17 protein-coding genes are annotated in these 13,292 nt (G+C 42.2%); 16 read left to right on the plus strand and 1 reads right to left on the minus strand.

Annotated features, from left to right (window positions below; all coding sequences use genetic code 11):
- Position 1 precedes the first annotated feature (1 nt).
- From yqbG to ACP7A0_RS09785, 7 genes are read left to right on the plus strand one after another with little or no spacing between them, the layout of a single operon-like run.
- Entirely contained in the window at positions 2–385 is a 384-nt protein-coding gene (yqbG, locus tag ACP7A0_RS09755; protein WP_060597160.1) for a protein YqbG, read from the plus strand.
- On the plus strand, positions 382–738 hold the full coding sequence (locus ACP7A0_RS09760) for a YqbH/XkdH family protein (protein ID WP_375566217.1): 357 nt from the start codon (positions 382–384) through the stop codon (positions 736–738). The genes yqbG and ACP7A0_RS09760 overlap by 4 nt, the downstream gene beginning before the upstream one ends.
- Positions 735–1,232 (plus strand): HK97 gp10 family phage protein, encoded by a 498-nt coding sequence (locus ACP7A0_RS09765; RefSeq protein WP_282066886.1) that lies wholly within the window; start codon positions 735–737, stop codon positions 1,230–1,232. Before ACP7A0_RS09760 ends, ACP7A0_RS09765 begins: the two co-directional genes overlap by 4 nt.
- A gap of 4 nt (positions 1,233–1,236) precedes the next feature.
- The gene (locus tag ACP7A0_RS09770; protein ID WP_066030489.1) at positions 1,237–1,692 is read left to right on the plus strand and encodes a phage tail terminator family protein; all 456 of its coding nucleotides are present in this window, start codon (positions 1,237–1,239) and stop codon (positions 1,690–1,692) included.
- Positions 1,679–1,891, plus strand: a complete 213-nt coding sequence (locus ACP7A0_RS09775; RefSeq protein WP_003212736.1) for a hypothetical protein — start codon at positions 1,679–1,681, stop codon at positions 1,889–1,891. Before ACP7A0_RS09770 ends, ACP7A0_RS09775 begins: the two co-directional genes overlap by 14 nt.
- A 3-nt stretch (positions 1,892–1,894) precedes the next feature.
- Positions 1,895–3,241 (plus strand): phage tail sheath family protein, encoded by a 1,347-nt coding sequence (locus ACP7A0_RS09780; RefSeq protein ID WP_375566215.1) that lies wholly within the window; start codon positions 1,895–1,897, stop codon positions 3,239–3,241.
- A 1-nt stretch (position 3,242) separates the two neighbouring features.
- Complete coding sequence (locus ACP7A0_RS09785; RefSeq protein ID WP_003213309.1) at positions 3,243–3,686, plus strand: phage tail tube protein; 444 nt, start codon at positions 3,243–3,245, stop codon at positions 3,684–3,686.
- Positions 3,687–3,978: 292 nt separating this feature from the next.
- On the opposite strand, the gene ACP7A0_RS09790 is transcribed toward ACP7A0_RS09785, so the two are convergent.
- Positions 3,979–4,068: a putative holin-like toxin gene (locus tag ACP7A0_RS09790; RefSeq protein ID WP_081311383.1), complete on the minus strand. Its 90-nt coding sequence runs from the start codon at positions 4,066–4,068 to the stop codon at positions 3,979–3,981.
- A gap of 152 nt (positions 4,069–4,220) precedes the next feature.
- On the opposite strand from ACP7A0_RS09790, the gene ACP7A0_RS09795 reads away from it, so the two are divergent.
- Genes ACP7A0_RS09795 through ACP7A0_RS09835 form a run of 9 tightly spaced genes read left to right on the plus strand, consistent with a single transcriptional unit; the run spans position 4,221 to position 13,285 of the window.
- On the plus strand, positions 4,221–4,661 hold the full coding sequence (locus ACP7A0_RS09795; protein ID WP_008344099.1) for a phage tail assembly chaperone: 441 nt from the start codon (positions 4,221–4,223) through the stop codon (positions 4,659–4,661).
- Between the two features lie 41 nt (positions 4,662–4,702).
- Complete coding sequence (locus ACP7A0_RS09800; protein WP_095285871.1) at positions 4,703–4,840, plus strand: hypothetical protein; 138 nt, start codon at positions 4,703–4,705, stop codon at positions 4,838–4,840.
- Positions 4,841–8,953 (plus strand): transglycosylase SLT domain-containing protein, encoded by a 4,113-nt coding sequence (locus tag ACP7A0_RS09805; RefSeq protein WP_375566211.1) that lies wholly within the window; start codon positions 4,841–4,843, stop codon positions 8,951–8,953.
- A complete protein-coding gene (locus ACP7A0_RS09810; RefSeq protein ID WP_426004954.1) occupies positions 8,946–9,614 on the plus strand; it encodes a LysM peptidoglycan-binding domain-containing protein in 669 nt (222 codons plus the stop codon). Before ACP7A0_RS09805 ends, ACP7A0_RS09810 begins: the two co-directional genes overlap by 8 nt.
- 11 nt (positions 9,615–9,625) lie before the next feature.
- Positions 9,626–10,636: an XkdQ/YqbQ family protein gene (locus ACP7A0_RS09815; protein ID WP_426004956.1), complete on the plus strand. Its 1,011-nt coding sequence runs from the start codon at positions 9,626–9,628 to the stop codon at positions 10,634–10,636.
- Positions 10,633–10,899 (plus strand): DUF2577 family protein, encoded by a 267-nt coding sequence (locus tag ACP7A0_RS09820; RefSeq protein WP_034659738.1) that lies wholly within the window; start codon positions 10,633–10,635, stop codon positions 10,897–10,899. Before ACP7A0_RS09815 ends, ACP7A0_RS09820 begins: the two co-directional genes overlap by 4 nt.
- A 14-nt stretch (positions 10,900–10,913) precedes the next feature.
- Positions 10,914–11,336, plus strand: a complete 423-nt coding sequence (locus ACP7A0_RS09825) for a DUF2634 domain-containing protein (protein ID WP_426004958.1) — start codon at positions 10,914–10,916, stop codon at positions 11,334–11,336.
- Complete coding sequence (locus ACP7A0_RS09830; protein ID WP_426004960.1) at positions 11,329–12,378, plus strand: baseplate J/gp47 family protein; 1,050 nt, start codon at positions 11,329–11,331, stop codon at positions 12,376–12,378. The genes ACP7A0_RS09825 and ACP7A0_RS09830 overlap by 8 nt, the downstream gene beginning before the upstream one ends.
- Positions 12,362–13,285: a YmfQ family protein gene (locus tag ACP7A0_RS09835; protein ID WP_106156744.1), complete on the plus strand. Its 924-nt coding sequence runs from the start codon at positions 12,362–12,364 to the stop codon at positions 13,283–13,285. The genes ACP7A0_RS09830 and ACP7A0_RS09835 overlap by 17 nt, the downstream gene beginning before the upstream one ends.
- Positions 13,286–13,292 lie beyond the last annotated feature (7 nt).

Genomic DNA, 13,292 nt, shown 5'->3' on the forward strand with positions numbered 1-13,292 from the left:
CATGATTATTTCTCCTGAAGAACTGCAAGCCTATTCTGTATTTGAGCGTGTGAAAAATCGATCTGTAGAAAGACTGACAGCAGATATTATCGAAGCCGAAGCTGCGGTATTTCAGATCGTAGGTCATGATTTCTCAAGCGAAAAATATCAGCCCCTTCCTGAAAAAGCAAGAATCGCATTATTAAAAATGGCCCAATATTTTGCCATGCTGAATGATGACGAATCTATGATGAAAGGCTTTACGTCAGAAAAAATGGGTGATTACTCATATGCGAAGGCAGCTGATCAAGTGAAAGGCAAACCTTATGTATATGCCCTGCTTGTCGATTACATTGAACCATCATTAACTGGCGGCAGTACCAAATTAAAGGTGAGATCATTATGAGTTATCACTCTTTATTAACAGACCGCTGTGATCTTTTTCACCCTGAACATCAGGAGGCTTCCCGAGGAAAATTCGGGGTTCCAGCTGATGACTTACAAATGACTCTTTCCTATCCCGATGCTCCCAGCCTGACAGATCTGGCTTGTTATGTCATAGAAAAGAATCAGTCCCTTGTGCAAGAAGAGCCGAATACAGTTATTTATCAGTCCTATCTTGTCCATTTCCCTTTAGCAAGTGATATTCGCCTGCATGACAAAATGGTGTGGAACGGCATCTCATTCAAATTACAGCAGCCCCAAATAGTGAAAAATCATCACATTGAAGTGATGGCAGTCAGGAAGGAAAATCTATGAAAATTGATGGACTTGACCGGCTGCTTTCACAGCTGCAAACAGCGTGTGACGGCGGCTTAAAAGCAAAATATCAAGATTTGTTGCAAGACATGGGCCTAGAACTTTTGGACATCATTCAGGATGAGCTAATCAAGGAGAATGCTGTCGATACAGGCCGGCTTCTAAGCTCCTTTACGCAAGGAGACAAGGAGAATCATTTTCTTATGTCAAAAGGTGGTCTCACGCTTGAAGTGGGAACGCAGCTTGAATATGCCTCCTATGTTAATGACGGACATGCTACTTCTTCAAGTGGAGAGCGAAGATGGGTGCCTGGCAGATGGGCTGGCAGCCGCTTTGAATATGATCCGAATGCAAAGACAGGAATGATGCTTGCCTCTCAATGGATAGATGGAAATGGCTACTGGGATCATGCTGTCATGCTCTATGAGCAAATGTTTGAACAGTCGCTGGATCGAAAGCTTCAAAGCTGGTTCGATCGACATTTTGGGAGGTGATGAAATGAATCAAGAAGTCGGGGCAATCATGCATTATATTTACACACACTTTCCTGTGACAATGTATGATCGACTTTTGCCAGAGCGTTTTCAAGTGCCATCCGTTTATGTGCCGCCCGTAACAGTCATCAGCGGTCCAGATACGGTATCTACGTTTATGAAATCTTATTCGCTGCAAGTAAAAGTGTTTCATATGGATACAGGAAAAGCGCATGACGCGGCAGAAACAATTGTTGATGCATTGCTTGCTGATCGTCAAATGATTCAGATGATGAGTGAAGATGGAGAGGTGCTTGATGATTATGTCCGCATAAAAAGAGTGGAAACCAGAATGATAGATCAAGGCGTAGCAGCGATTGTCCTGACGTGGGATAGCAGTTATTGGTACAACCGAGACAAACAAGCAAGCCTTGAAGATATCAACTTTTCAGATGGAGTGATCAAACGTGAGCAAGACTAAAAAAGCAGAGCCCGCTCAAACAGCTGGCGAAGAAAAAGAATTTGGCTTTTCATTTGAAGCCTTAAAAGAGCACAGTAAGGATCTTTTTGGGGTTAAACCAGAAATCCTTGAAGGTGCTCTTTTTTATATCAAACATCAACCAATTACAAAAACAGAAGCGAAAAAGCACATTGATGCTTTTTTGTCCAAGGAGGTTTAAAGGATGAACGGAGGCACATTTACACCAGGTACAGAGAAAAAGCGTCCTGGCATTTACTTTAATTTTAAAACAACAGCAGAGCAGCGAATTACTTTAGGCGATCGAGGTACGGTGGCACTTCCTCTTGTGATGAGCTGGGGAGAACCAAAAACCTTTATTTCCGTTTCAAATATGGAAGACTTAAATAAAAAGGTTGGACTCAATATTGATGACAAGTCGCTTCTTCTTTTCCGTGAAGCAAAGAAAAAAGCACAAACGGTCTTGCTTTACCGCCTAAACGAAGGGGAGTCAGCCAAAGCTGAAATCGCAGAAAACTTTGTGGTCACAGCCAATTATGGCGGTCTAAAAGGAAATGAGATCACTGTACAAGTGGCAGAAAATGTACTTGATAGCACAAAGCGTGACGTCATCACTTATCTTGGAACAGATATTGTGGATAAGCAGGTTGTCACGGATGTCAAAGATCTTGTGAAAAACAAATATGTTCAATTTTCTGGTGAAGGTGAAGCCGTCATCACGGCTGGTGTGGCACTAAGCGGCGGGAAAAATGGTGTGGCAAGTGTCGCAGATTATACAGCTTTCCTAGAAGCAGCAGAAACAGAATACTTTGATGTTATTGCTCTCCCGATCGATAATAGTGAGCAATTAAAAGCGACCTTCGCTTCATTTATCGAGCGTTTACGTGATAAGCAAGGACGTAAGGTGCAAGGAGTTGTGGCCAACTATGCAGCTGACCAAGAAGGCATCATCAATGTGACAAGCGGTGTTGTGCTGGAAGATGGAACAGAACTAACGCCTGCTCAAGCAACAGCATGGGTCGCAGGTGCAAGTGCAGGTGCAAACTTCAATCAGTCACTGACCTTTGTAGAATACGAAGGAGCAGTGGATACATTAGAACGCCTTGATAATGATCAAGTAGAATACCGATTATCACAAGGGGAGTTCCTGTTCACCTTTGATGCGAGAGATCGTACCGTGAGTGTTGAAAAAGATATTAACTCCTTGACAAGCTTTACAGCTGAAAAGAACCAGCAAATGGCGAAAAACAAAATCATTCGTGTGCTTGATGCGATCAACAATGATTTGACGTTCGAATTAAAAAATCTGATTAAATTACGCAAAGCCAATGGCAATGACATTCCAGCATCAGATGATGGGGTGCAGCTTGTGAAAACACTGATTACTCAGTATCTCACACAGCTTCAAGATGGCAGCGGCATTACAGGCTTTAACTCAGAAACAGATATCGTGATCAGTCTCAATGAAGATCGTGATGGATTTATCATCGATCTAGCGGTTCAACCAGTAGATGCAGCAGAAAAATTCTATTTCAATGTGGAGGTGAAGTAAGATGGCTTTTAAAGCGCAAAATACAATTTCAGGTAAAGAAGGTCGTCTTTTCTTAGAAGGTGAGGAGCTTGCCTTTATCAAAACGTTTGAAGCAAACGTGGAGAAAAACAAATCAGAAGTCAATGTGATGGGCCGCCGAATGACTGGTCATAAAACAACAGGGGCAAACGGAACAGGAACGGCAACATTCTATAAAGTCACGTCACGTTTCGTTCAATTAATGCTCAACTATGTGAAAAAAGGGGAAGACCCATATTTCACTCTTCAGGCTGTAATTGACGATAAGTCATCAGGCCGAGGCACTGAGCGTGTGACATTATTTGATGTCAACTTTGATTCAGCTAAAATCGCTGGATTGGATGTTGATTCAGAGGCGCTTGAAGAAGAAGTTCCGTTTACGTTCGAGGACTTTGATCTTCCTGAAAAGCTGAAGAATTCTTTCTAATTACAATTGAAAAAGGCATTACGAATGACGAAAATATATGTTGTTTTTATTTTATTCAACGATATGGTATAATTTTTCATAGTTACAGAGTAGCTACAAAAGAGTTACTGTGTAACCTCAAAAAGTTTCTTAGAAATATGTTTACATGCAAAGAACTTTGCATAAAATAAAAAGAAGCCAGGATGCGTCAACATCCCGGCAATGTACAATGAGGCCCTCAAGGGGCTGGCTAATCAATTAGATAGTTTTAAGGATAGACTTTCCCTTCAACCGTCCAAAGCTCAAGGGGAGTCTATTTTTTGTCTATATACGTCAACAGGGCAACGATAAATGACCCGAATGCAAGCATTAACATAAGCGCTTGAAATGTTGACATGAGCATCACCCCCTTCCTATCGGGGATGAGCCAGACACCCTTGAGCAAGCCATTCAATTGTACAAATTAAATTATACATGAAAAGATTGGAAAGCACATTCAAAAAATGGATGTGCTTTTTTGCATTCAAAAAAACATAACAAAGGGAGTTTTTAAACATGAGCGAAAAACAAACATTTGATCTTTCATTTTTTATGCCAGGACAAACAGTAGAAGCGGAAGAGGTCAAAGTACCGATTTCTAAGCGTTTTGTTGATAAAAAAGGGAATGTCATTCCTTTTGTCTTTAAAGCCATTACAACTGAACGCATTGATGAACTGGAAAAAGAAAATACGACCTTCAAAAATGTCAAAGGCAGAGGCCGCGTAAAGGACTTAGACAGTCAGCGCTTCTACGCACGAATTGCGATTGAATCGACCATTTATCCAGATTTCCGCTCAAAGGAATTAAGGGAAGCCTACAGCACACAAGATCCAGTTGAAGTAGCAAAACGCGTCCTGTCAGTTGGCGGTGAATATGCGAACTGGTTAAACAAAGCCATTGAAATCAACGGATTCGAAGACGAAATTGAAGATTTAGAAGACGCAGCAAAAAACTAATAAAAGATGGGGATAAAGAAGCCGTGTTTTTATATTACGCCATGCACGAGCTTCACTACTCCCCATCTGAACTCCTAGATTTATACGAATCACCAAGACCGTTCAAAGCATTCCTATTCGGACTCATCAGCTACAAACTAGACATGCTAGAAAAAGAAGCAAAGAAAGGAGGGAAATAATTGGCGAAACTCACTGCACGATTTGAATTAGAAGACAAAGTATCGAAGAAGCTTATGCGCATTCAAAAACGATTTCAAACGTTTGAGAAGCAGCTAAAACCATTTAGAAAACCAGTGAAAATAAACCTGGAAATAGATGAAAAGAAGTTAAGAAACTTCAGTTTATCGCTTCGGAAAATTTCAGTATTTTCCATGAGACTGGATCAGGGAATCTATCGTGATTTAAAAGCATTAAACAATCAGTTAAATATGCTCCCAAATCATCTGGTCATATCCATTCAAGCGAAGGGACTAGATGTCATTAAATCCAGCATAAATCGTTTAAAACAAGCGGGAATAAGCCCCATTCTGCTGACGTTTAAACTAAACGATCAATTGTCAGGTAAAATGTCATCGATCAAAAAATCTATCCTTCAGCTCATGAACAGAACGTATTATATGAGATTAAACATGGTTGACCAAGCCACCGCTGCAATTCAACGAATCAAAAAGACACTCAAAAGCTTGACGATGTCTAAACACGAAATCAGAGTGTCTGTTCAAGACAATGCAAAGAGTAAGTTGAAAAAACGAGATCAGGCTGAGTCGATTGTGAAAGAACAAAACATAAAAAAAGAGCCTGAGGCTGTTAGTCCATCAGTGAAAACAGATGAATCTAAACAGAGTTGGCTTCAAAACCTTGCCAATAAAGGATTAAATGAAATTCAAAAATATGCAGGTGACGTTGCAGACAAAGTGAAGGAAAAATTGAGTCCTAGAAAGTTTTGGGATGAAAAAGCACTTCCTTGGGTTGAAAATAAAATGGAAGATTACAAACAAGATGTGATCGGAAGAATTAAAGAGAAGATTAAATTTAATCCTGAAGAAAAACTAGATCAATTGGTGAAGACTGGATTAGATCGTCTCTTTGGTGCAAGTGATCAATCAAGTGAAAGTGCCACTCCAGCACCAACAACAGCACCAACAACAGCACCAACATCAACATCAACACCATCAAATCCAGCTCCCAAAACGAAACCTCAGCCGCGAGGTGGAAAAGGCTTGTTTCGCAATAGTTGTTGCCCCTGTTGTGCAAGAGGTTTAAGCAGGGGAGGATCTACTAAAACTAAAAATAGAAATGGTCAATCACCAAGACAATCTACAAACCCAAATGCCACAACAAGAACCGAAATGAATAGAAGACCTCCAAGTAAATTAGGGAAACTGAAAACAAATGCAGGTAAATTATTTGGAAAAATCCCTAGTGGACTAAAGAAAGGTGCGGGTATCGCAGCTTCAGTTGGCGGACTTACGGGTTTAGTGAAAGGTAGCAAGGGGTTAAGTGGATTAGGGGATGCGGTGAAAAATATAGGTAAAGGGAGCGGCAAGTTATTAAAGAAAGTACCTATTCTAGGAAGTGTACTTAGTGCAACAAATCTAATCGGTATGAACAAAGAAAATGCTGGTGAAAAGATCGGTACGACTGGAGGCGGCATCGCTGGCGGGATGGCAGGTGCTGCAGCAGGTGCAGCTATTGGAAGCGTAGTTCCAGGGGTAGGTACAGCCATCGGCGGTCTAGTAGGCGGCATCGCTGGAAGTATGGGCGGAGAATCTATCGGTGAAACAATTGGAAAATGGTTTGATGGCGGCGGATTTGAAAAGATTGGCCAAAAAGCCATTGAAATCAAAAATCAAATTGTCGAAGTTTGGTCAACAGTAGCGGGTTGGTTCACAGAAAATGTCTGGACACCATTAAGCAGTACGGTTGTCACAGTAGCAACGACCATATGGACAAGTCTAGTCAATGCCTGGACATGGATTCAAGAAACATTTAGTGCAGTTGCAGGTTGGTTTATTGAAAATGTATGGACACCACTAAGCGATACAGTCGTCACAGTAGCAACGACCATATGGACAAGTCTAGTCAATGCCTGGACATGGATTCAAGAAACATTCAGTGCAGTTGCGGGCTGGTTTATCGAAAACGTTTGGACACCGCTAAGCGACACAGTCGTTACGGTAGCAACGACCATCTGGTCAAGTTTAGTGAATGCCTGGACATGGATTCAAGAGACATTTAGTGCAGTTGCAGGCTGGTTTATTGAAAACGTTTGGACACCGCTAAGCAGCACAGTCGTTACAGTCGCTACAGGGATTTGGACAGCATTATCAAATGCATGGAAAAAGATACAATCAATCTTTGGAGCTGTCTCGTCTTGGTTTATGGAAAATGTATGGAACCCACTTGTAGATACGGTAGGAACCATTAAAGACAGTTTCGGTAAAAAGTTTGAAGAAGCTTATAAAGTCGTGACAGATATATGGGATGGATTATCCAAATGGTTTAAAGATAATATTCAGACACCGATCGTAAAAGTAGCAGGTGCCATAAGTGAGGGTTTTTCTAAAGCTTTTGACTGGGTTAAAAAGATTTTTGATATGGGTGGCGGTGCTGTTAATTTAGTAGTGAATAAGGTATTAGGAAGAGACCCTGACAAAAAAGCTACAGGCGGTTATATCACCCAGCCAACCTTATCATGGGTCGGAGAAGCTGGTAACGAATTTGTTATTCCAACTCAAAATAACCGGGGGCGCGGGAAGATGCTGCTTGCCCAGGCTGCTTCTCATCTTGGAATGTCTGTTATGCCAAGTGGAGCGGCAGGAAATCAAGTATCAAACTCTCCAGCTCCTGCAGCTGTAGCTTCATCATCTTCTGTCGGTTCAATAGACGGATCGGTCTCGATGAATGGGAACATTCAAGCCTCCAGCATAGGCGAGCAATTTAATAAGGATTTTGAACAAGGATTAAATCAAAAAGTGATTACACTTGATCAATGGAAGCAAAAGAATATTCAGCAACCTTTTGCTCAATTGACCTCAGACTCAGGTAAGTATGGTCAGCAAACAGTTGCTGCTTTTGCGAATGGTCAGCAGGTGACACCCACAGGAACAGACAGCTTTTTGCAAAGTCGTGTAAAAGCACCATACCAACAAGTGATGACAGCATCACCAACTTGGGGTTCTGGAACAGTTAATGGTTTTGCCACAGGTCAAAATGCCACATCAGTTGGTACTAGCCAATACGTAGATCAGCACATCAAACAACCATTCCTACAAGCAAAACAAGAATCACCAGGCTGGGGCTCAGGAATGATGGATGCCTTTAACAACGGCATGCGTTCAAAAGCAAGTGAAGTCACACAAGCTGCCAAAGAAATGGCGAAGAAAGTGGAGCAGGCGTTTAGAGAGGAATTAGACATTCATTCCCCTTCACGCGTCATGATGAGTCTTGGGAAATTTGCATCGATCGGTGTCGTTAAAGGGCTCGACTCAGTGGATGTGAAAAAGTTTGCTGAAAATCAGGCTGGTTCATTAATCGGAGCTTTCAGTGGTATGGGGGCTTCAGGTCTTAGTGTTCAGCAATGGCTCATGGCAGCTCTCATGGCAACTGGCACATCGATGAACTGGCTTCCAGGTCTTATGACCATTGCACAGCATGAATCGAATGGAAATCCGAGAGCAATCAACTTATGGGATTCCAACGCTAAAAAGGGAACGCCTTCTAAAGGCTTAATGCAAACCATTGGACCGACGTTTAACTCCAATAAAGGCAAAGGTATGAATGACATTTGGAACCCAATTCATAATGCTGTAGCAGCCATTAACTACATTAAGGGCAGATATGGAACAGTCTTCAATACACCGGGATTACGAAGTATGAGAAGAGGCGGGCCTTATAAAGGCTACGCAAATGGTGGACTGATTACTCAGGAGCAGGTTGCTAGAGTCGGAGAAGGAAACAAACGCGAATGGATTATTCCTGAAGAAAGAGGGATTCGAGGGAGATATTTATTAACGCAGGCAGCCAAAGCACTTGGGATGCAAGTATATGACCCAGCAAATGCGTCTGCACCTTTACCAGAATCACAAATGCAGCAAGTCACCTCAGCTCAGTCTTCTAGTGGTACAACAGCGTCAGGCAATAAGCAAATTACCATTCAATTCAATGGGGATCAGCATTTCCATAATGGACAAGATCAGCAATCGCTTGTCGAAAAAATTAGACAAATGCTCGTAGATGAACTGGAAGTAGAGCTTCATACAGGAACGAAGGGGGTCGTGATCGATGGGTAAATCAGTGTATCAATTGTGGATTTCCCAAGGAAAGGACAAGTTGCGATTCCCTGTCCTTCCATCCGAACTTGAAATCACAAATAACGTACAAAATGAAACGGTAAAGATTGCTTCTTTTGGAGAACTGACCTTTATTGATGTCCCATCGGCTAAGCAAGTATCATTCACTTCATTATTTCCTAAGAAATATTCGCCAATTGCTGAATATAAAAGCATTCCATCACCGGAGAATGCGATAGCGAAAATAGAACGAATGATGCGTTCAAAGAAGTCTGTGCGGCTCATTGTAACGGGGACAAAAATCAATATGACGTGCAGCATTGAAAGCTTCACCCATAAAGAAGGGTCATATGATATTGGCGATCGTGAATTTACGATCGAGTTAAAGGAATACAAAACCGCATCGCCTAGGAAAATTAAACGAAAGAAAAAAGCAAAACAAACGAAAAAGAAAAGGCCTTCAAAAACCCCGCCAAAAATGTACACCGTCAAAAAAGGGGATACGCTATGGGCTATTTCAGGCAGATTTTATGGCGACAGTACAAAATGGCGGCGTATTTGGAATGCCAATAAATTAGCGATGATTAAACGTAGCAAACGCAATATTAAGCAGCCGGGGCATTGGATTTTCCCTGGACAAAGGTTAAAAATACCACAATAGGGGGGCTGGCATTGATCGAGCTTTTTGCCATCAGAACCGGCACCATGTATGAGCTTGTCACAGAGAGTGTGACACTTCAGGGGCAAAGGTATCAAGCCCCTCGCTCTATTCAGGCAAATATTATCACTAAACAAGGCAGTCAAACATATTACCGTGTCTCAGAAGGGGACACGGTTCTTTTTAAATGGAAAGGAAAAGAGCTGTTCAGAGGCATTGTGTTTTCCCGGACGCCTGTTGAAGGGAAGCTGACCTTTACCGCATACGACATGCTTCAATATTTGGTGAAAAACCAAGATGTCTATGTTTTTTCAAAACAAAGAGCAGATCAAATCTTGAGGCGGATAGGGGCTGACTTTCAAATTCCAATGACCTCCATCGCCAATACAGGACATGTCATAAAATCACTAGTGTTTAAAAACGATACGAGTTTGTATGACATGATTCTGAAAGCGTTAAAAGAAACAAAGCGTCAAACCGGTAGAAACTATCAAATCTATTCTGCTAAAGGAAAGATGGGGCTGAGAGCTTGGCCAGATCCAGAGGACGTATGGGTCATTGAATCAGGCGTCAATCTCATTGGTTATCAGTACAGCACCTCGATTGAAGAGACAGCCACTCGTGTCAAACTGCGCACGTCTGCAGATGAACAGGGAAAGAATAAGAAAAAAGGCAGCAAATCAGAGATTGTGGTGGTCGAACAGGATAAAGCAGGTCAGAGTAAATACGGTATTTTACAGCATGTTGAGACAGTTACAGGGCAAATCAACCAGCCGCAGCTACAAAAAAGAGCCAAAGTACGGCTGGCAGAGAAAAAAGGCGTTAAACAAGAAGTCAAAAGTATCCAAGCGCTAGGCATTCCTGAACTGCAAAGCGGTCTTCCAATCTATTTGAAAATCCCTGAAATCAACGTGAAAAAAACCTACTGGATCGATCAAGACAAACATGAATTCAGTGGGGTGAAACACACAATGACAATTGATGTCGTTGAGAAAAATTCCATCCCAAAGGGTGATCAAGCGTGAGATTAAGTGAAGCGATTAAACGATTAGCAGTGAATGCTGTAGATGCCGCCTCTCCAATTGATCTGGTGGTTGGAGAAGTCACGGCAGTTTCTCCTGTAAGCATCCGGTTAAATGAAAACCATAAGCTAGTCATTCCGGAAGAATTACTGATTTGGCCAAAGCGCCTAAATAAGGGTGAGGATGATGAACTGAAAAGGGGAGACAGCATTATGGTGCTGGCAATGGCAGGAGGGCAGTCCTTCTACATCATCGACAAATTGTAAGGGAGGTGATGAATGTGGCACTTTCACCAGAGGAAGAAATTGAGGAAACAGAAGAAGACGAAGAGGTGGAAACCTCGACGACGTATCGAATAGATGTTGAAACTGGCAGATTGACAGGTGAAACCATTTCAGGCATTGAAGCAATTCGTCAATTCGTTTATATGACACTTAGGACAGAGCGGTATGCACATCCTATCTACAGCCACGACATTGGCACTGAAATCCAGGAGCTCTTGACGGATACAGAAGCCACGGATGAATACAAAGAAATGGAGATTCCGAGGCTGCTAGAGGAAGCATTGATTGTCGACGAACGGATTGATCATATTGAAGAATTAGAGGTCACAAAGCAAAATGACTCGTTTCATGTCAAGCTAGCTATTGTCACAGATGAAGGCACATTAGAAATAGAGGAGGTGATGGAGAGCGATGTTTGAGGAACAAACGTACGAAGCATTAATGGAAAGAATGCTAGACAGACTGCCAGATGACATAGATAAAAGAGAAAACAGCGTCATTTGGAATGCCTTGGCACCTGCTGCCGCTGAATTAGCCCAGTCCTATATTTGGCTTGATCAAGTATTCGAGCTGGTCTTTGCAGATACAGCACAAGGAGAGTTTCTAGATCGGCGGGCTGCTGAAGTAGGAATTGAAAGAAAACCAGCGACTAAAGCGATTTGGTCCGCAGCTATTCAGCCGGAGGATATCAACATCCCAGTTGGCTCACGGTTTTTTATTGAAGACGTCTATTTCCAATATTCGAAAGAAGGCACGCTAGAATGCGAGACACCTGGCAAGATCGGCAATGGTCAATTAACAGATCAGCCGCTGCTATCACTTGATACAATTCCAGGACTCGAATCGATTACCATGAAAGAACTGGTGATACCAGGACAAGAGGAAGAAGATGACGCTTCGTTATATGATCGCTACTTAATACGTGCTAGGCGAGAGGCTGTCAGTGCCAACAAGGCGCATTATAAAAAATGGGCTGAGGAGGTGACAGGGGTTGGCAGAGCGAAAGTATTCCCGCTTTGGAATGGAGAAGGAACGGTCAAAATTGTCATCACAGACGGCAATCTAGATGTTGCATCAGATCTGCTTGTTAAAAGAGTACAGGAATATATCGACCCTGAGCCAGGCGAAGGAGAAGGACAAGCGCCTATCGGTTCAAAAGCAACCGTCGAAAGCGCCAAATGGCTGGATATTGACATAGAAGTAGCCGTCGAACTTCAAATGGACTGGACCCTTGAAGGAGCGCAGAAAGAAATAGAAGAAAAGGTCAAAGCGCTGTTGAAATCAATCGCATTTGAAAAGAGTACCATTCGAATGTCCGCCTTAAATGACATTCTGTACCATTCAGAAAGTGTATCAGATTATGCAAACGTGTTATTGAATGGGGAATCGAAAAACTTAGTGTTACAGGACATTGAGATACCGCGTCTGAGGCAGGTGAAGGTTATTGAGCAAACAGGATGAAATGAAAAACTACTTGCCGCCATATTTTACAGAGATTTATGAAGTAGATCATCTACTCAAAACAGAAGCACCGGAGTTTGAGCAATTGGATGAATCCATTTTCGATTTAACGGATCAGTTCTTCCCTTTAACTGCGACATGGGGATTGAATAGATGGGAAAGAATGCTGAAGGTGCAGCGAGAATCAGGTGACTCCATTGAACTTCGCAGGGCACGCTTACTCAATATGATGTCAAACATTCCACCGATCACGTATCTTTCATTAGAGAAATCGGTGAATCGCTTTCTCAAAAATCCAAGTGCCATCATCCGTCTCACCACCAATCGCTATCATTTCGCCTTACGTGTGAACCTAGATGACCTGCAAAACACTAGATATATTGTAGAAATACTTGAAACGTTAAAGCCGGCTCATTTGGCTTATACGTTCACTGCATTTCATCATACCGATGTACATGAAAAAAATGATCATCACGGGAGGCTCACACTGCGAAGCAGAGTGGGTTTTTTCGATCATATCCCGATTTTACTGAATGGTGAATTTGTATTAAATGGTACGTTTTATCTTAGCGGGACAAGAGGTTCAACCGATGTACCTGCTCGTTTTCGGCATTCGTTGAAGATGAGAATGCCGCTTCAGCATAAGTCAGAAACCACATATCGCATGAATTATGTCATCACTGGAGCTGTACATGAAACAGGGCAAAAAGCGGCACTGACTTTACGCACAAAGAACCAGCTGGCACATCAAACCAAAAAGAAGATGACGTTCCGATTGCCAGTACATGTCCAAACTGAACAGGGCGGCAGCTTACTGATCAAGGATCATTACTGGATTCTCGATGGGTCTGTTCCGCTTGACGGATCAAAATTGCTAGCAGCTACTTCTCAAAAAATAGAGCTATAAGGAGGAT

Source organism: Bacillus sp. DWP3-1 (assembly GCF_049896565.1).
Classification (GTDB): domain Bacteria; phylum Bacillota; class Bacilli; order Bacillales; family Bacillaceae; genus Bacillus.

Bases quoted from the DNA above. Each gene is read 5' to 3' on its own strand.
- yqbG (WP_060597160.1), top strand. From the start codon at position 2: ATGATTATTTCTCCTGAAGAACTGCAAGCCTATTCTGTATTTGAGCGT.
- ACP7A0_RS09785 (WP_003213309.1), top strand. From the start codon at position 3,243: ATGGCTTTTAAAGCGCAAAATACAATTTCAGGTAAAGAAGGTCGTCTT.
- ACP7A0_RS09760 (WP_375566217.1), top strand. From the start codon at position 382: ATGAGTTATCACTCTTTATTAACAGACCGCTGTGATCTTTTTCACCCT.
- ACP7A0_RS09770 (WP_066030489.1), top strand. From the start codon at position 1,237: ATGAATCAAGAAGTCGGGGCAATCATGCATTATATTTACACACACTTT.
- ACP7A0_RS09765 (WP_282066886.1), top strand. From the start codon at position 735: ATGAAAATTGATGGACTTGACCGGCTGCTTTCACAGCTGCAAACAGCG.
- ACP7A0_RS09790 (WP_081311383.1), bottom strand. From the start codon at position 4,068: ATGCTCATGTCAACATTTCAAGCGCTTATGTTAATGCTTGCATTCGGG.
- ACP7A0_RS09800 (WP_095285871.1), top strand. From the start codon at position 4,703: ATGCACGAGCTTCACTACTCCCCATCTGAACTCCTAGATTTATACGAA.
- ACP7A0_RS09780 (WP_375566215.1), top strand. From the start codon at position 1,895: ATGAACGGAGGCACATTTACACCAGGTACAGAGAAAAAGCGTCCTGGC.
- ACP7A0_RS09810 (WP_426004954.1), top strand. From the start codon at position 8,946: ATGGGTAAATCAGTGTATCAATTGTGGATTTCCCAAGGAAAGGACAAG.
- ACP7A0_RS09830 (WP_426004960.1), top strand. From the start codon at position 11,329: ATGTTTGAGGAACAAACGTACGAAGCATTAATGGAAAGAATGCTAGAC.
- ACP7A0_RS09795 (WP_008344099.1), top strand. From the start codon at position 4,221: ATGAGCGAAAAACAAACATTTGATCTTTCATTTTTTATGCCAGGACAA.